Here is a 17,097-nt window from a genome sequence, read left to right on the forward strand (position 1 = left end):
TCTGGTCCTGGCCGGGCCGGTACTGGACGGGTCCGGGGTGGGGGTCCGGCGCGCCTCGCGGTGGCCGGTTCCCGCGGACCGGACCCGGCTGTCACACGTCGAGCTGGTCCGCCACGGCGCGCAGCAGTCCGGCGATCTTCTTGCCGGAGGTTCTGTCCGGATAGCGGCCCTTCTCCAGCATCGGGGTGATGTTCTCCAGCAGCGTCGTCAGGTCCTGGACGATGGAGGCCAGTTCGTCGGGCTTGCGGCGCTGTGCCGCGGCGACGGAGGGAGTGGGGTCGAGAAGGGTGACGGAAAGGGCCTGATCGCCACGCTGTCCCGCAACGACACCGAATTCGACGCGTTGTCCCGGCTTGAGTGCGTCCACACCGGCCGGCAGTACGGAGGAATGAACGAAGACGTCGCCGCCGTCGTCGCGGGAGAGAAAGCCGAAGCCCTTCTCGCTGTTGAACCACTTGACCTTGCCAGTCGGCAAAGCACACACTCCCTCGATCGCTCCCGGACTGGCCGGACACCCTTGATCTGCCGTTGAGACAGCCTACCGGGGGTCTCTCCACCGGAACACGCCTTAAAACGACACCGAGCCCCTGCCTGCGCCGACAGAGGCTCAAAGTAGTAGGGAAGCGTGAGGGGTTACCCGATGTGCCGGTAGAGAGTGGCGCGGGAGACTCCGAGAGCCTTGGCAATGACAGTGATGCTCTCCCCCTTGGCCTTACGAGCCTCGGCCACAGTCAGCACGTCCTCAGTGATGACGCCAGGACGTCCACCGGTACGCCCCTGAGCCTTGGCAGCGTCGAGACCGGCGCGGGTGCGCTCAACGATCACGTCTCGCTCAAGCTCGGCAAAGGCAACCATCATGGTGAAAAAGAACTTGCCTTCCCCCTTGGGCGAGTAGTTACAGGCGAGAGTTCCCATGAGGATGCGGAGCGCGATTCCACGCTCGTGCAAGTCCTCAGCGATCGTCAGCACGTCCTTTCAACCGAATAGCGGACAGAGTGCCGACTCACCAATAGCGCAGCATTACCCATAGAACCCTAGAGATTACTGATCGCGTTTTCTTTGGCTTTTCGCTGCTCAGCGACACCCCCGCCCTCACCAGCATCGTTTGAATTACCTTCCGAAGCAGGGGGGCGAATTCATAAACCAATTTCATAAAAGAACAAGGCGCCACTATTCAGCGACACCTTATCTTTACGCCCTCTACCGCTTGGCGAGAGCCAATGCCTTCCACAATTTTTCCTGTACATTACGGCTGAGCACCAGCCCAGCCGCCCTCTCTTTCTTTTCCAGGCCGAGTTCCTGAGCCATGGCCTGAATATCCCCCAGATCCATGATCATTCCCGGCTCTTTCTCGTCCGTCCCCTTACCCCAAGCCCAGACCTTCACGCCATAGGCGCGGAGGAATTCCCTACGGTCTTCCTGATCCTTGGCCGTCCATTGTTCTCCGTACTTCTTACCCGTTGCCTTGAGAGCCGGGTCAGCCCTTTCCTCTTCCTGCTTCGCCAGGAGCGCAATCTTTCCCGACAGACCCTTGTGCATTCGCCAGTACGATTCTCCCTGCCCCTCCCCGTCGTACTTCCCAGCGAGGTAGTCACCCTCCAGATTTTCCAGGCGTGCCTTTGCGTCCTGGAGTTCCTTTGCCTGGGACGGTCCCTTACCGGCTCGCTCGTACATGTCCCATTGGCCAATGCTCCCCAGAATTTCCTGGTCAATCCATGCATCGAGAGCAGCCGCACGGACGTACAGACCTTCCTTGCAGTTCCCACCCTTGAACTTATTGGCGCAGCGATAATACCTGTGACCAGGAACCTTCGTACCGTCCTTCCTCTCGTGTCCAGAGCTTTTGAGGGAGGTCACAGGGGTGTTGCAGTGTCCGCAGCGTGCGATGCCCCCCAAGAGGCTCGCAGCGCCGTTACGGGTCTCGGGAGCACCTTCCGGCTTAGGAGCGGGAGCGATCAGGTCGACCAGCTCCAACCACTCATCCATGGTGGCGTGGGGCTCTTCCGGCATGATGTACGGATCACCATTGTCGTTGAGAACAACCTCACCCTTATAGGTATAGATACCGGCGAACCAATTCGACCGGATCATTTTATTGATAATGGTTGCCTGCCACTGAATACCCTTGGGCTCGTCCCCCTTCAGTACTCGCAGATGATCTGACCAGGTGAGAATTTCACGCTTATTGAAGTCCCGCGCAATCCTGTGTGTGGACTGCTTTTCCCGTACCCGAGTCTTGATTTCCTCGATGTACTCCCAGAAGGACTCATCCCGCGCAATGACCTTACGGCGCTCCCCTTCCACCTGGACGATCTTGTATCCGGTAGGCGGAGCGCCCGTAAGCCATGAACGGTTCTCCAGACGCGTCTGTACGCCATTGAGGATTCGAGCTTGGATAATGTCCCACTCAGCCTCGGCAAAGACGGCTGTCATGCGAGCCATCATCTTTCCCTGAGGGGTGCCCAGGTCGAACCCCTCTTCCACACAGACGATGCACTTCCCGTTTTCCTGTGCCCACTCCAACAGTTCATTGAAGTGCATCGAGCGACGCGTAAGCCTGTCCATCTTGGCTGCAATGATCACGTCGAATTCGTCGGCACGCTTCATGAGCCAGTGTCCAAGCTTGGGGCGCTTGAAGGGGCTCATCGAGCCTGAGACATCCGTGTCCTCTGCCTCCCCCACCAGGACGCCGGACAGGTGAGGAGAGCTGACGTGGTGTCGGATCACGCCACGCTGCCACTCGATGGACCTGGAGCCGTCCGAGTCGGCAGACAGACGGAGGCAGGCGAGGTAGCGCAGGTTGGGTTGCATGGGAGCGAGGCTAGCGGAGTCTGCGTGCCTAGATAACCGGCTTGACCGGTGGGCACCTGAAGTCCTCGTCCTCGTACTTGTGTCATGCCGCTTCATCGGAGAAAAACGGCTCTGGATAGCACTACGGCGGGTCACCCGACCCGCCGTCACCAAGGCTAATGGTCCCGTGGCTGGTGACAAGACGCCGCCGTAGTTCCTTCGGGCTGGGAACTACCCTGGTCGGGTGCGTGACAAAACCACTGGGAGCGACGCCGGCGCCGGAGATCGGCTGGTTCGAATCGGTGCCCTCGTTTTCTTTGCCGGAGCCGTGGCCACTCTGATCACGGTGGCACCGCTGTTCTTGGGGACCACACCTTTTCCTGCCTGTATGTACGGCCTGAGCATGCTGATGGCCGTGGGCTTCGCCGTCGCCGGAGCAGGGGTGCTGCGGGTGGTCGCAGAAGGGCGGCGGTCGGTGCGGTAGGCGGGGCGTGCGGCGGGCAGGACGTGCGGCGGCGCGGCGCCGGGCCGGTGGCGGTCTGCCGGTGCGCGGGTGCGCGTGCCGGGTGCGAGTGCGGGGCGGGTGCGGGTGCCTCAGGCTGCCGCGGCCAGGTGTGCGTCCAGCCACCGCGGGAATTCCATGAGATCGGCGAGAACCGCGTCGGCGCCCGCCGCGCGCAGTGCGGCCGCGTCGCACGGGCCGGTCGCCACCGCCACGGACAGCGCCTGGGCGGCGCGTGCGCCGCGCACGTCGCCGATGTGGTCGCCCACGTACACGCTCGCACCGTGCCGGCGCAGGGCCTCCGCCTTGCCCTCCGCCCACAGGTCGCCGACCACGACGTCCGCCTCGATGCCGAGGTGGCGGATGTGCAGCAGGGCGTTGGGCTCGTGCTTGGCGGTGACGACGACGGCGCGGCCGCCCGCCGCGTGCACCGCGTCGATCGCCTCGCGGGCGCCCGGCATCGGCAGCGTCCTGGTGATGGCGTGGTCCGGGTACATCGCGCGGTAGAGGTCGCTGACCTCGGCGACCCGCTCGGCGGGGAACCAGTTCGCCATCTCCTCGTCGAGGGGCGGCCCGAGCCGGGAGACGGCCAGATCGGCGTCTATCGGGACGCCGGTGGCGGCCGAGAGGGCCAGGTAGACGGCGCGGATCCCGGGACGGGAGTCGATGAGCGTCATGTCGAGGTCGAACCCGACGGTCAGGGCGTGGCTGGTCATGCCCGCCATTGTGCAACCGGACCGCGGGCGCCGGGCGCGGGCCCGGGGGTCAGGGCGCGCAGGTGACCGTGGGCCCCGCCAGCATCGCACCGGTGACACGCTGCCCGGCGGGCGCCCAGTACCCCAGCATGGACACGACCGTGGAACACGCGCCCGGCAGGGTGGCGTGCACGGTCACCGTCGCCGGCCGCCCCGGCTGGAGGTCCGTCAGCGCGCAGTCCAGCGCGTGCGCGGACCGCGACGTCGACGGATAACGCCCCGTCAGCGGATTGACGCACCGGCCGTCCGTGGTCGCCAGCGCGATCCTCGCGGACTCCTCGCCGATCAGCCCGAAGCGCGCGCTGCTGTCGCCCTCGCCGGTACGGGTGATCGTGTACGTGAGGGTGGTGGTCCTGCCGGGCCGGACGACCCGGGGGCGGACCTCGATCCGCCGGGTGACCGCGGGCCTCGGCGCGCTGAGGGCGAGCCTGCCGCGGATGGTCCGCCGAACGGCGGGCCCCTGGCCGTCCGTGGGCCGCAGCTCGGCCGCGGCGGTGATCTCGTACGTTCCGGGGCCCGGGTAGTCGGCGCGGCCGGCGAGGTCGCCCGAGGCGGCGACGGCGCCGCCCCGGCGTGCGGTCCAGGTGCCCGACACCCGGCACGCGCAGGTCTCGACGGCCGTCACGGTCATCGCCGCCCCGGTCACCGTGACGCACAGCCCGCTGCCGGCGCGGCGGGCGTCGGGAGCGCAGTGCGCGACGGGGGCCGCGGGCGGCGCCTGCGGGCCGGCCGGCGCCGCCGCGGCGGGTCCCGGCAGCAGCCAGGCGGCGGCGAGCGCCGCCGCGGCGATCGGACGGACGGACGCGCGGCGCGGTCTGCGACGGGCTCCAGGGCGCATGAGGACTCCCAGCGGACGGACGGGCTCCACCGCCGATCCTGCCGGGGTCGGGGGCCTCGCGCGCGCCGGGTGGGCCGTCAGGGGTCACCGCGGGTGACGGGTTGTCACCGGATCCGGGGCCGCGGCGCGTCGGCCGGTGTCACGAACGGCCGCGCTGGGACCTCCAGATGAGGAACAGGGCCGAGACGAGGGCGGCGGCGCGCACCACCCAGGGCCAGGTCCCGGCGATCGCGTCGTTCATGTGGCCCTCGGCGACGGGCTCGCCCCAGCGGCCGTGCTGCCGGCCCCACAGCCAGATCGCGCCGGCCGCCACGGTGGCACCGGGCAGGAGGAGGACGGCCCACTTGGACTCGGCCGCCGTCAGCCGCCGCGAGGCGTAGGCGATGACCCAGCCGAGGCCGAGCGCGAACCAGTTCCCCACGGCGGCACCCGCGACGAGGAGGGCGGCGGCGAGCAGCAGCAGCGGGTTGGCCCAGCGCCTGCCCCCGGCCCCGGCGGGAGCTGCCGGGGCCCCCGCGGGACGCGGCCGCGCGAGGCGACGCCATCCGGTGCGTGCGGGGGCGGCCTCGGGCGCGGTGCCGCCCGCGGCGGGCCTGCCGGGTGTCCCGGGTGAGCCGGGCGCACCCCGGCTGCCCCTCTCGTCCTCGGGGCCCCTGCCGCTCTGGCCGCTCTGCCCGCTCTGGCCGCTCTGATCGAAGGGGCGCAGTGGCGGCGGCTTCAGTATCTCCGGGATCTCCACCCCGCCGGTGAACCCGGGCACCATGTCGGTGCCGCCCAGCGGGACGGTGTCGATCCGCCACCAGTCGGGCTGGGAGCCGGGCGGCCCGAGTTCGTCCGCGCCCGCCAGGTGCGGCGGTGCGGGGCCGTCGAGCGGGAACGCCTCGTAGACGGGCAGCTCGGGCGCCTCGGGGCCCCCGCCCGGGGGCGCCGGGGCGGGCTTGGCCTCGGAGCCCGCGGCGCGCGGGCGCGGCATGCGCCGGCGCAGACCGCCCAGCCGCGGTGGCCGTTCGCTGTCCTGTCCCGGGCCGGTGCCCCCGGGCCGCGCGGTGCCCTGCGCCGCGCTGTCCCCGAGGTGCGGCACGCCGCCCCGGCGCGCGCCGAAGAGCCGCCCCGGCCGGGCGCGTCCCTCGGGGTCCGCGCGGTCCCGGTGAGCGGCCGGCGGTGCCGGCTGCCGCGGCGGTGCCGCCCGGCCGCCGCCCTCCTGCCCGGACGGCGCGCCCTCGCCGGTGGCCCCGCCCGCGCCGGTGACCACATCCTCCGGGCTGCCGAGCCTGGTCAGGATGCGGCGCACGGCCCCGGGGCTGTCCGCGCCCGCGCGGCGCCGGTCGATCTCGCCGCGCAGCTCGGTCACCAGCCGCATCCGCTCGGACGACGGTAGCTGCCGCTGCTGGGCGAGGTCGCCGACCTTGCTCAGATAGTCGAAGACGAGCCGATCGCTCTCGTTCCCCACGAAGTCCCCTCCGGGACGCACCCGTTCCAGTACCCGCCCGACGGTACCGCGCGCCGCGGGCTCCCGCCGGACATCCCGTCCCCGTGCCGTACCCGCACGCTCCCCCGCCCGCACGGAGCCGGTCCCGCCCCCGGGATGTCACCGTCACCCATTACCGTGAGCAGGATGAGCGGTCATGCACACCAGGACCAGGACGGCGGCCTCACGCCCCGTTCCCTCGCGGAGGACCTCCGGCTGCGCGCCGACGCCTCCCTGGCCGGCCTCCTGCGCGCGCGTCCCGACCTGCTCTCTCCGGTGCCGGGCGACCTCACGCAGCTTGCCACCCGTGCCGCCACCCGTGCCTCCGTCGTCCGTGCGCTGGGCCGTCTCGACCTCTTCGCGCTGCAGACCGCCCAGGCCCTGGCGGTGGCGCCGGAACCCACGCCGTACGGGACGCTGCTCGCCCTGCTCGCCGGCGACCCCGAGCCCGGCACCCGCTCCGGCACCGACCCCGGCCCCGGCCCCGGCCCCGGGTCGCACCCGCCGGCCGCGCCCGGCGTGGATCCCGCCGCCGTCGCCGACGCCCTCCCACGCGCCCTCGGGACGCTGCGCGACCAGGCGCTGGTGTGGGGCCCGGACGAGCGGCTGCGGCTGGTGCGCACGGCCCGTGAGCTGCTGGCGCCCGCGCCGCGGCACCCGTCACCGACCGGCCTCGGGCCGACGGTCGCGGAGGCCACCGCGGGCATGTCGCCCGGCCGGATCCAGGAGATCGTGGCGGCCGCGGGGCTGCCGACGACGCACGACGCGGTCTCCGCGGTCTCCGCGCTGACCGCCCTCTTCACGGACCGCGCCCGGATGGCGGCCCTGCTGGACCAGGCGCCGGCCGACTCGCTGGACGTCCTCGCCCGGCTGGTCTGGGGACCGCCGTACGGGCAGGTGACGGCCGAGCCGGCCGCCCATCTGCGCTGGCTGCTGGACCGCGGCCTGCTGCTGCCCACCGCGCCCGGCACGGTGGTACTGCCCCGCGAGGCCGCCCTGCACCTGCGGGCGGGCCGTGCGCACCGCACCCCGGCGCCGCTGCCGCCCGAGGTCACACCCGCCGCCGAGCACCGTCCACAGGTGGTGGACACCACCGCAGCGGGCCAGGCGCACACCGCGCTGGCCACCGTCGAGGAACTGCTGAAGGACTGGGGCGGCGGCGGGCCCACCGTGCTGCGCGCCGGCGGCCTCAGCGTCCGCGACCTCAGGCGGACGGCCGCGCTGCTCGACGTGCCCGAGCAGAGCGCCGCGTTCTGGGTGGAGCTCGCCTACGCGGCGGGCCTGCTGGCGTCGGACGGCGGCTACGAGGGTGCGGCGCACCCGGAGGCGGAGTCCGGCGGCCGGCGCGAGAGCGAGCGGTACGCGCCCACGCCCGCGTACGACGACTGGCTCGCCCTGCCCGCCGCGGAGCGCTGGGCCCATCTGGTCTCGGCCTGGCTGGCGGCCACCCGTACGGCGGGCCTGGTCGGCGGCCGGGACGGCAAGGACCGGGTGTTGTCGGCGCTCGGTCCCGGACTGGACCGCTCCGCGGCTGTGGAGGTGCGCCACCGGGTCCTCGTCCTGCTCGCCGCCCTGCCCGAGGGCGCTGCCGCCGACCGGGACGCCCTGCTGGCCCGGCTCCACTGGGAGCGTCCCGTGCGCGGTGCGGCGCCGGGCCGGCCGAGCGAGCGGGCCGAGCCGCCGGGCCCGCGCCGCGCACCGGGGGCGCCGGCCCCCGCCGACCGGGACGATCTGCGCACCCGTGTCGCCCAGTGGACGCTGGCCGAGGCGGAGCTGCTCGGCGTCACCGGCCGCGGCGCCCTGTCGTCCCACGGCCGCGCCCTGCTCGGCCCGCCGGACGCGGACGACCCCGCGGGCTCCGGGGCGGCGAGGACGGTGCGCGCCGCCGAGGCGGCCCGCCGGCTCGCGCCCCTGCTCCCCGAGCCCCTGGACCACGTACTGCTCCAGGCCGACCTCACCGCTGTCGCCCCCGGCCCCCTGCTGCGCCCGCTCGCCGCGATGCTCGACGTCCTCGCGGAGGTGGAGTCCAAGGGCGGCGCCACCGTCTACCGCTTCACACCGGCCTCCGTGCGCCGCGCCCTGGACGCCGGCCAGTCGGCCGCCGAGCTGCACGCCTTCCTGGCCGCGCACGCGCGCACGCCGGTGCCGCAGCCGCTGTCGTACCTCATCGACGACGTGGCCCGCCGGCACGGCCACCTGCGAATCGGCGCCGCGGCGGCGTACGTGCGCTGCGACGACGACGCCGTGCTCGGCGAGATCCTGGCCGACAGGCGCGCGGCGGCGCTGCGCCTGCGGCGGCTCGCCCCCACCGTGCTCGCCTCCCAGGCCGACCCGGCGACGCTGCTGGACGGCCTGCGTGCGATGGGTTTCGCACCGGCCGCGGAGTCGGCCGAGGGCGATGTGCTGATCACCCGTGCCTCCCGGCACCGCACACCGCCGCGCACCGCGCCGGAGCCCGTGCCCGACGGGCCCCCGGTGCCGGACGGCACCCTGCTGGGCGCGGCGGTCCGCGCGATCCGCGCGGGCGACGCGGCGGCGACGGCGCCGCGCAGGCCGGCGCAGGACCGCACTGCCGACGACGCCGCCGCACCGGCCGACCCCGGCGGCCTGCCCCGCACCACCTCCGCGGACACCCTGGCCACGATGCAGGCGGCGGTGCTGGCGGGCGAGGCGGTGTGGATCGGGTACGTCAACGCCGACGGGGCCGCGAGCCAGCGGGTGATCGCGCCGATCAGCGTGGAGGGCGGTTTCGTCACCGCCTTCGACCACACCGCCGACGAGGTCCGCACCTATCCGCTGCACCGCATCACGGGCGTGGCGGAACTGGCCTCGGAGTAGGGCTCCACGCCGCCTCGCCGCACACCGCCCGGCCGCACACCGCCGGGCGGCCGGGCTGCGGTCAGGTCTGTGCGGACATGTCGAGGGGGGTGCGCAGGGCGTCGAGCCAGCCCTCGACCACGGGTCGGGTGAGCAGCGACCTGCGGTAGGCCGCGTGGCACCGCAGCTCTTCGCCGGAGTCGTAGAGCCACAGGCTGAAGTCGAAGAGGGCGTTGTCCACCTCCGCCGGGCACACCTGCCCGGTCTCCCCCGCGAGGGTGAAGCGGTCCGGGACCTCACCCGACAGGAACACGCAGCGCCGCATGTAGGGCAGTTCACCACCGGTGGCGTCGACGTCCCGCACCTCGTGCAGGACCTCGGGGAACGGCAGGCCCTGGTGCTGGAGCGTCCACAGCAGGCCCTCCCGCACGGCCCGCACCGTCGTCGGCAGGTCGGCCCCGCGGGGCGCGTCGACGAGGACGGGCAGGGGGTTGGCGAAGTTGCCGACCACGTCCCGGGCCTCGGGCACGTAACGCCCCGGGAACGGGCAGAAGAAGGCCAGCTCGTCGCCGATGACGGCGGTGCGCATGGCGTGCAGCACCTTCGCGGCGCCGAGCGCGAAGCCGGTCATGCCGAGCCCTGCGGCCTCGTGCGTGTGCCGGCGGTACGCGGCACCGTGCAGCGACGAGGTGAACGAGCCCGCCTCCGGAGGGCTCTCCTGCCAGGGCCGGGTGTGCCGCAGCATCACCTGCGGCACGCCCCGCGGGAGCCTCGCGCGCCAGGCGGCACGCAGCGCACGCCCCTGCGCTCCGCCGAGGGCGGCCTGCTCCGCGGCCGCCACCTCCGCGAGCGAGGGCCGGGAGGAGACCGCCGGGGAGCCGCCCGCCCCGGTTCCCCCGCCGCCCGCCCCGCCCCCGCCGCTCGCCCCGCCTGCGCCGCTCGCCCCGCTTCCACCGCGCGCCCCGCCCCCGCCGCTCCCGTGGCTCCCGCCACTCGGCTCGCTCCCGCCGCTCCCGCCGCCCCCGCCGCTCGCCGCGTAGGCGTCCGCGATGTCCTCCAGGAACCGGGTGAACGACATCCCGTCGCAGACCGAGTGATCGATCGCGACCACGAGGGCGTACCCCGGCCCCCGGCCCCGCAGGCACACCACCCGCAGGAGTCTGCCCGCCCGGAGGTCCCGTCGGCGTGTCATCTCGCGGTCGGCGGTCCTGCGGGCGGTGGCGGCGAGCGATTCCCAGGTCACCCCTCCCAGCTCGCGGTGGATGACGAGATCGGCCGGGACGGGCCGCTCGGTGTACTGGGGGCCGCGGACCGGGTCGTTGCGGTAGATGCTGTGCAGCGCGGGGTTGATCCCGACCGCTCGCCGTACGGCTTCGTCCAGGCGTACCGGATCGGGTGTCGATGCCGGGAAGAGGAAGGTCCGGCACACGACGCTCACGGAGGCGATGGTGCCGTCCGGCCGCTCCTGCCGCCGCACTCCGAGGCCCATCCGGTACGGCAGGGGGCGCCAGCCGTCCGATGCCCCGGCCTGCGGGCCACCGCCGGCGGGCGGCACGGCCGGCCCGGGCGGCTCCACCGCCCTGCGCGAGGACGGGCCGCGTGCCGCCGCCGTGAACTCGGCGAGCCGTGGATGGTCGAAGAGGGTCCGTATCGACACGTCGGTGCCGAACCGCTCGGCCACCGCGAGGACGAGGGCCTCCGCCAGCAGCGAGTGGCCGCCGAGTTCGAAGAAGGAGTCGTCCGCGGTGACGCCCCCGATGCCGAGCACGTCCTCCCAGACACGGATCATGTCCGTGACCGCCTGCCGTTCCGCCGCAGCCGTCGTGATCACCTCGTCGGTCATGAGTGGGTCTCGGTCATGAGTGGGTTCGGGGCAGTAGTGGGTTCGGGGCAGGAGTGGGTTCGGGGCAGCGGGGCGCGGACACGATCGCGTCCGGCGTGTTCCGGCCGCGGGCAGCGGGCGGGGCCGGGGGCCCGGTCGTCACCTCGGCGTCGTGGCGCCGGAGCCCCGGTCGGCCTCCGTGAGCGCCCGCCGGTCGGTCTTTCCCGCCGCGTTGCGCGGCAGTTCCGGCAGGCGTACGAACCGGCCCGGCATCATGTGCCGCGGCAGTGCGGCGCCGGCCTGCCGGACGATCTCCTCGTCGGGGACGCCGTCGTCGCAGACGACGTAGGCGGTCAGCAGGTGTCCGCCGACCCTGCTGCGGCTGCGCACAACCGCGGCGTCCGCGATGGCCGGCAGCCGCCGCAGCGTGCCCTCCACCTCGCCGAGTTCGATGCGGAAACCGTTGATCTTCACTTGGTCGTCGGACCGGCCCGAGAAGCAGAAGACGTCGTTCTGCGTCCTGGTGGCCAGATCGCCGCTGCGGTAGGAGCGCTCTCCCGTGCCACCGGGCAGCGGGAGCGCACGGAAGCGTTCGGCGGTGAGCGCGGGCCGGCCGAGGTAGCCCACGGCCACCCCGTCACCGGTCACCCATATCTCGCCGGTCCCGCCCCTGGCGACGGGTTCGCCGTGCTCGTCGAGGACGTGGTACGACCAGCCGGGCAGCGGGGCCCCGAGTGCCCGGACGGCCTCCTGGTCCTCGGCCTCCAGCTCCCCCGGGTCCAGGGTGCGGGCGCAGACGAAGACGGTGGTCTCGGTGATGCCGTACAGGTTCACGAACTGGCACGAGTCGCCGAAGCGCCTGCGCCACAGGTTGATGTCGGCGGGCTCGACGGGCTCTCCCCCGAAGAGGACGCGGCGCAGCGCGGGGGAGCTGTCCCGCATCGTCGTGACCGCCCCCACCAGGTACCGGAAGACGGAGGGGACGACGTTCAGCACGGTGACCCGCTCGCGTACGAGGAGTTCCGCGGTGGCCCGGGGCGACAGCGCGGTCCTCTCGGGGACGACGACCAGTGTGGCGCCGGTCGCGAGCGCGCCCCACATCTCCCACACGGAGAAGTCGAAGCAGTAGGAGTGGAAGAGGGTCCACACGTCATCGGTGCGGAAGTCGTAGCGTGCGCAGACGCCGCGCACCAGCGCCACGGCGTTGCGCTGCGACACCTCGACGCCCTTGGGCCGGCCGGTCGAGCCCGAGGTGTAGATGACGTAGGCACTCGTGCCGGAGGTGGCCGGGTGCACGGCCGCCGGCCGCGGGCCCGGCGCCGTGTCGAGGCGGTCCAGCCGGAGCACGGGGACACGGAAGAGGCCGTCGGGTGGTTCCGCGTCGCTGAGGACGAGGCGGATCCCGCTGTCCTCGGCCATGAAGCGCACCCGGTCCTCGGGGTAGGCGGGATCCATCGGGACGTAGGTGTGGCCGGCTGCCGCCACCGCCAGGACGGCCGCCACCATGTCCACGCCGCGCCCGACGTACAGCCCTATCCGGCTGCCGGCCCCGGGATCGCTGCGGCGTATCGCGTCGGCCAGCGCGTCGACGCGGGACCTCAGTTCCCCGTAGCCCAGTGAGGTGCACCCGTCACGTACGGCTTCGTGTGCGGGCGTCCTCGCCGCCTGTGCGGCGAAGAGTCCGTACAGGGTGGGGTCGTCATCGGGTGTCGTCACCACGGTCCACTTCCGCCTTTCCGTCGGGACGTCGGCTGTGACGCCGGCTGCGGCATCGGCTGCGGCGCCGAGTCGGACGTCTGTCGTGACGCCGGCCACGGCATCGGGAGGCGGCATCGGCAGGCGGCAGGCGCATGGCACCGTGTCGGGGACGAGGTCGGGGTCGGGCGAAGGGAGCCGTCCCTCACCGTGCCGCCATGGTGACCAGTTCGGCGTGCAGGGCGCGGGCCCGGCCGGGAACGCCGGGGTCGGCCGCGGTGCCCGCCGTCTCGTGCGGTGCCCTGGGGGAGAAGAGGGACCAGTCGACCCGGCAGCCCGTCCGCGCCTCGACCCGTTCCCGGGTGGCCGCGGTGTGCAGCGTGTCGTAGTCGACGAAGAGCCAGTCGCCGGTCGAAAGCTGGTTGTGCAGGATGTATTCGTAGGTGTGTGTCCACACCTCATAGGCCGTCGGAATGTCGAGCGCGACGTTCGTGACGCCGTGCGCCAGCCTCACCAGGCTGCGCGCCGCCACCTGTGGACAGCGGAAGACGCAGACGCGGAGCGCGTCGCCGAGCACGGGGCTCCAGGCGGCGAGCGTGTAGGAGAACCTCGGGTCCTTCAGGCAGAAGGGCCGGGGAGCGACCTGCTCCCGCATGCTGTCGGCCATTTCCCGGGGAATCTCAGGAAAGCGCAGCTCGTCCCGGGGCAGGACGGCGAGCCAGCGCTCGCCCTCTCCCGTCTCCACGGCACCTGCGCCGTCGAACCAGGACAACATCCGGTCGTTGATGTCGATGATCGAGAGACTTTCGAAATACCCGGTCCTGTTGAACTGGCTGGGAGGCATCGGGTCCGAGCCGATCCAATGCCCGCCACCGCGGGATATCATGCCGGCAAGAACACTTGTGCCATTTCGCGCGCAACCCAGGACCACACAGTCTCGCATGTCCAGCCACAATCTCTCGAAGAATACGACCAGTGGGTACCAGCGGCGTCCTCTCCTGCACTTTCAGCACCGTGCACGCCAGGAGTCTCCTCCGCAAACCGCGACAGTGTCAACAGTGCCGACTTGAACACCCACCGAGGTTCTGACCGGCCACGAATGGACTGCCGACCTCCGGTGGAGTCCATTGGCGCCCGCGAAAACACGGGCCGACCGATATCGCGAGAAATACCGTGCGCATTTTCCTTTCCGACTGAGGAAATGCCGCTGTCGAACGACAGATTACCGGGCAGCAGAAAAGGAAGGCCGTGCAGTGAAAACGGCCGGGTCGGCAACTCGTTCGTCAGCGGAACCCCTCCGCACCGACCGGTGCGGAGGGCACAGGTGACCGCATCAGTCGCTGCCTGCCAGGGCGGATCCCGCGACCGACGCGGCGTGCGGAGTCCCGGTGCATTCCGCCCCGCCGGCCCCGCCCGCGCTCGGGCCCCCGCCCCACCGGCCCGACCAAGTAGACTCCTCTATTCGGCACCGCCCGGAAGTTTGGCACCGCCCGGAAGCCGACCCATCCAGCCCCTCCGCCGGAGGCACACGCGTGTCCTGCCTGATCGTCCAGTCGGACAAAACACTGCTCCTCGAAGTCGACCACGAGCAAGCCGACGCCTGCCGCCGCGCCATCGCACCGTTCGCCGAACTCGAACGCGCCCCCGAGCACATCCACACCTACCGCGTCACCCCCCTCGGCCTGTGGAACGCCCGCGCCGCCGGCCATGACGCCGAACAGGTCGTCGACGCCCTCGTCCAGTACTCCCGCTACCCGGTCCCGCACGCCCTCCTCGTCGACATCGCCGAGACCATGGACCGCTACGGCCGCCTCACCCTGAGCAAGCACCCGACCCACGGTCTCGTCCTGACGAGCACCGACCGGCCGGTTCTCGAAGAGGTGCTGCGCTCCAAGCGGATCGCCCCCCTCGTGGGCGCCAGGATCGACCAGGACACCGTCGCCGTCCACCCCTCGGAGCGCGGCCAGATCAAGCAGACCCTGCTGAAGCTGGGCTGGCCCGCCGAGGACCTGGCGGGCTACGTCGACGGCGAGGCGCACCAGATCGACCTGGCCGAGGACGGCTGGGCCCTGCGCCCGTACCAGAAGCAGGCCGTGGAGAGCTTCTGGCACGGCGGCTCCGGCGTCGTCGTACTGCCCTGCGGCGCGGGCAAGACGCTGGTCGGCGCGGGTGCCATGGCGGAGGCGAAGGCGACGACCCTGATCCTGGTCACCAACACCGTCTCGGCCCGGCAGTGGAAGCACGAGCTGGTCGCCCGCACCTCCCTCACCGCGGACGAGATCGGCGAGTACAGCGGCACGCGGAAGGAGATCCGCCCGGTCACCATCGCCACCTACCAGGTGCTGACGACCAGGCGGAAGGGGATCTACCCGCACCTGGAGCTGTTCGACTCCCGCGACTGGGGCCTGATCCTCTACGACGAGGTGCACCTGCTGCCCGCGCCGGTGTTCAAGTTCACCGCGGACCTCCAGGCGCGCCGCCGCCTCGGGCTGACGGCGACGCTGGTGCGGGAGGACGGCCGCGAGTCCGACGTGTTCTCGCTGATCGGCCCGAAGCGGTTCGACGCACCGTGGAAGGAGATCGAGTCGCAGGGCTACATCGCGCCCGCGGACTGCGTCGAGGTCCGGGTGAACCTCACGGAGGGCGAGCGGCTTGCCTACGCCACCGCCGAGACCGAGGAGAAGTACCGTTTCTGTGCGACGACGGACAGCAAGCGCAGGGTGACCGAGGCGCTGGTGCGGCGGCATGCGGGCGAGCAGACGCTGGTCATCGGCCAGTACATCGACCAGCTCGACGAACTGGGCGAGCACCTGAACGCGCCGGTGATCAAGGGCGAGACGACCAACGCCCAGCGGGAGAAGCTGTTCGGCGCGTTCCGTGAGGGCGAGATCTCGGTACTGGTGGTCTCCAAGGTGGCCAACTTCTCGATCGACCTGCCGGAGGCGACCGTCGCGATCCAGGTGTCCGGCACCTTCGGCTCCCGCCAGGAGGAGGCCCAGCGCCTCGGCCGGGTGCTGCGCCCGAAGGCGGACGGACACGAGGCCCGCTTCTACTCGGTCGTCGCCCGCGACACCATCGACCAGGACTTCGCGGCCCACCGGCAGCGCTTCCTCGCCGAGCAGGGCTATGCGTACCGCATCGTGGACGCGGACGACCTCCTCACCGGAGAGCTGGAGACCTGACGCGGGGTCCGCCCGTCCCGCGGCCGCAGCGTTCCCGGGCGTCGTCCGGGGCCGGGTCCGGGATGCGGTTCCGAGGGGGCGGCCCCTTGGGGCCACGTCCGAGGGCACGCCGGGGAAGGTGCGTGCGCGTACGGCCGGGACCTTCCCCCGACCGTGCAAAGCCTGTCGGCTTTCGCTGCATACGGAGCGTAGGGGTCCGTACCGTGGGTGGCTCCCGTGCTACTCGGTGGAGGGACGAAGGGTGAACGAGGAAGAAAGCCGGCGGCTGCGCAAGCTGGCGCCGGTGATCTCGCAGACCACGGTCGGTCTGCTGCGGAAGGTCGTGGGCCTGGAGCCCGCGGAGCGGATCCCCGAGGAGGCGATGTACGTCGCCGACGAGGTTTTGGAGAAGTACGGGACGGACGGCCTCCGCCTGCTGGTGATGAGCCTGACGGGCTGGGCGGCCGTGGAGATCGAACGGGACGCCCAGCTCAGCGGCCGCACGCACGAGGCACTGCTCGACGACATCGCGCTGACCTGCCTGGAGGCCAACCCGGACGGCTGAGGGCCGGCACGGTCCGTTCCGGACGGCCGAGCGGCCGGCGGGCCCGCCGGGGGAGGTCGGGCCCGCCGCCGGTCCCCGTGGCCGGCGGCCCGGGGCGGGGCCGGCGGCGCCGGGGAGACGCGTCCCCGGCAGCTGGGAGACAGGTCCGCGGTGCCGGGGAGACGGCTGCAGGGGCGCCGGGGTGCCGGGGAGACGCGGAGACGGGGAGCCGGGGCCGCGGGGAGGGCCCGGCGGGCCTGAAAGCCGGAAGCCGGGTGCCGCGGTACTCAGCGGCGCCGCAGCACCCCCGCCTCCTCCAGGTACTCCCCGAGGACCGCCACCTCGAACGCCGAGGCCACGTAGACCCGGACGGCTCGCAGGGCGTCACCGAGCCGGTGCTGGTGCGGGGTCCCGGTCGCGGCGGTCGCGCCCGGCGGCCCCTGGCTGCCCGGCCGCCGTGACGGCAGGGCGGCCGGGGTGAGGGAAAAGGCCGATACGCTCATGTGTCCATAGTCGTTTTCGGTCAGGTCGGACACATCAGCCCAGGGATGTAATCGCAGCGGCCCCACCCGTACGACTCAGGTCCCCTCCCCTACGTCCGGGGAGTGACGGGGACGGCTCCCGGCCCCTGGGTGAGCGGACCGGGCACACGGGCCCCGCGGCCACGACGTCGCCGCCGACACGGCACGAGACGGCACCGGCACG

Annotated in this window: 14 protein-coding genes; 4 read left to right on the forward strand and 10 right to left on the reverse strand. The window is 72.2% G+C overall.

Annotation, left to right across the window (positions count from 1 at the left end):
• Nucleotides 1–91: 91 nt before the first annotated feature.
• From IE313_RS36140 to IE313_RS00495, 3 genes are all read right to left on the reverse strand, one after another.
• Nucleotides 92–475: a cold-shock protein gene (locus IE313_RS36140; RefSeq protein ID WP_189928844.1), complete on the reverse strand. Its 384-nt coding sequence runs from the start codon at nt 473–475 to the stop codon at nt 92–94.
• 158 nt (nt 476–633) lie between these two features.
• Nucleotides 634–969, reverse strand: a complete 336-nt coding sequence (locus tag IE313_RS00490) for a recombinase family protein (RefSeq protein WP_229924263.1) — start codon at nt 967–969, stop codon at nt 634–636.
• Between the two features lie 231 nt (nt 970–1,200).
• Nucleotides 1,201–2,811, reverse strand: coding sequence for a recombinase family protein (locus IE313_RS00495; protein WP_189928845.1), 1,611 nt, complete (start codon nt 2,809–2,811; stop codon nt 1,201–1,203).
• A gap of 223 nt (nt 2,812–3,034) precedes the next feature.
• Between IE313_RS00495 and IE313_RS00500 the strand changes: the two genes are divergently transcribed.
• Entirely contained in the window at nt 3,035–3,274 is a 240-nt protein-coding gene (locus tag IE313_RS00500; protein ID WP_189928846.1) for a hypothetical protein, read from the forward strand.
• A gap of 110 nt (nt 3,275–3,384) precedes the next feature.
• On the opposite strand, the gene IE313_RS00505 is transcribed toward IE313_RS00500, so the two are convergent.
• The 3 genes from IE313_RS00505 to IE313_RS00515 all read right to left on the reverse strand — a co-directional run bounded on the left by IE313_RS00505 (nt 3,385) and on the right by IE313_RS00515 (nt 6,335).
• Nucleotides 3,385–4,008, reverse strand: coding sequence for an HAD family hydrolase (locus tag IE313_RS00505; protein ID WP_189928847.1), 624 nt, complete (start codon nt 4,006–4,008; stop codon nt 3,385–3,387).
• Nucleotides 4,009–4,057: 49 nt separating this feature from the next.
• A complete protein-coding gene (locus IE313_RS00510) occupies nt 4,058–4,885 on the reverse strand; it encodes a hypothetical protein (protein ID WP_189928848.1) in 828 nt (275 codons plus the stop codon).
• 139 nt (nt 4,886–5,024) lie between these two features.
• A complete protein-coding gene (locus IE313_RS00515) occupies nt 5,025–6,335 on the reverse strand; it encodes an HAAS signaling domain-containing protein (protein WP_189928849.1) in 1,311 nt (436 codons plus the stop codon).
• Nucleotides 6,336–6,500: 165 nt separating this feature from the next.
• Here IE313_RS00515 and IE313_RS00520 point away from each other — a divergent pair, with 165 nt between their 5' ends.
• The gene (locus IE313_RS00520; protein ID WP_189928850.1) at nt 6,501–9,191 is read left to right on the forward strand and encodes a helicase-associated domain-containing protein; all 2,691 of its coding nucleotides are present in this window, start codon (nt 6,501–6,503) and stop codon (nt 9,189–9,191) included.
• A 61-nt stretch (nt 9,192–9,252) separates the two neighbouring features.
• On the opposite strand, the gene IE313_RS00525 is transcribed toward IE313_RS00520, so the two are convergent.
• From IE313_RS00525 to IE313_RS00535, 3 genes are all read right to left on the reverse strand, one after another.
• Nucleotides 9,253–11,013, reverse strand: a complete 1,761-nt coding sequence (locus IE313_RS00525; RefSeq protein WP_189928851.1) for a condensation domain-containing protein — start codon at nt 11,011–11,013, stop codon at nt 9,253–9,255.
• A 138-nt stretch (nt 11,014–11,151) separates the two neighbouring features.
• Nucleotides 11,152–12,708 (reverse strand): amino acid adenylation domain-containing protein, encoded by a 1,557-nt coding sequence (locus IE313_RS00530; protein ID WP_189928852.1) that lies wholly within the window; start codon nt 12,706–12,708, stop codon nt 11,152–11,154.
• A 184-nt stretch (nt 12,709–12,892) separates the two neighbouring features.
• Nucleotides 12,893–13,531 (reverse strand): hypothetical protein, encoded by a 639-nt coding sequence (locus IE313_RS00535; RefSeq protein ID WP_189928853.1) that lies wholly within the window; start codon nt 13,529–13,531, stop codon nt 12,893–12,895.
• 688 nt (nt 13,532–14,219) lie between these two features.
• On the opposite strand from IE313_RS00535, the gene IE313_RS00540 reads away from it, so the two are divergent.
• Entirely contained in the window at nt 14,220–15,869 is a 1,650-nt protein-coding gene (locus IE313_RS00540; RefSeq protein ID WP_189928854.1) for a DNA repair helicase XPB, read from the forward strand.
• Between the two features lie 241 nt (nt 15,870–16,110).
• Nucleotides 16,111–16,413, forward strand: coding sequence for a hypothetical protein (locus IE313_RS00545; protein ID WP_189928855.1), 303 nt, complete (start codon nt 16,111–16,113; stop codon nt 16,411–16,413).
• Between the two features lie 266 nt (nt 16,414–16,679).
• Here IE313_RS00545 and IE313_RS00550 read toward each other — a convergent pair whose 3' ends face one another.
• Nucleotides 16,680–16,895 carry a hypothetical protein gene (locus tag IE313_RS00550; RefSeq protein WP_189928856.1) on the reverse strand — a complete coding sequence of 72 codons (216 nt, stop codon included), beginning with the start codon at nt 16,893–16,895 and terminating at the stop codon, nt 16,680–16,682.
• Between the last annotated feature and the right edge of the window lie 202 nt (nt 16,896–17,097).

This window comes from Streptomyces sulfonofaciens, assembly GCF_014656295.1.
GTDB classification, from domain to species: Bacteria; Actinomycetota; Actinomycetes; order Streptomycetales; family Streptomycetaceae; genus Streptomyces; species Streptomyces sulfonofaciens.

Coding starts and splice junctions, on each gene's coding strand:
- IE313_RS00525 (WP_189928851.1), bottom strand. CDS start 11,013: ATGACCGACGAGGTGATCACGACGGCTGCGGCGGAACGGCAGGCGGTC.
- IE313_RS00495 (WP_189928845.1), bottom strand. CDS start 2,811: ATGCAACCCAACCTGCGCTACCTCGCCTGCCTCCGTCTGTCTGCCGAC.
- IE313_RS00550 (WP_189928856.1), bottom strand. CDS start 16,895: ATGAGCGTATCGGCCTTTTCCCTCACCCCGGCCGCCCTGCCGTCACGG.
- IE313_RS00520 (WP_189928850.1), top strand. CDS start 6,501: ATGAGCGGTCATGCACACCAGGACCAGGACGGCGGCCTCACGCCCCGT.
- IE313_RS00510 (WP_189928848.1), bottom strand. CDS start 4,885: ATGCGCCCTGGAGCCCGTCGCAGACCGCGCCGCGCGTCCGTCCGTCCG.
- IE313_RS00505 (WP_189928847.1), bottom strand. CDS start 4,008: ATGACCAGCCACGCCCTGACCGTCGGGTTCGACCTCGACATGACGCTC.
- IE313_RS00535 (WP_189928853.1), bottom strand. CDS start 13,531: ATGCCTCCCAGCCAGTTCAACAGGACCGGGTATTTCGAAAGTCTCTCG.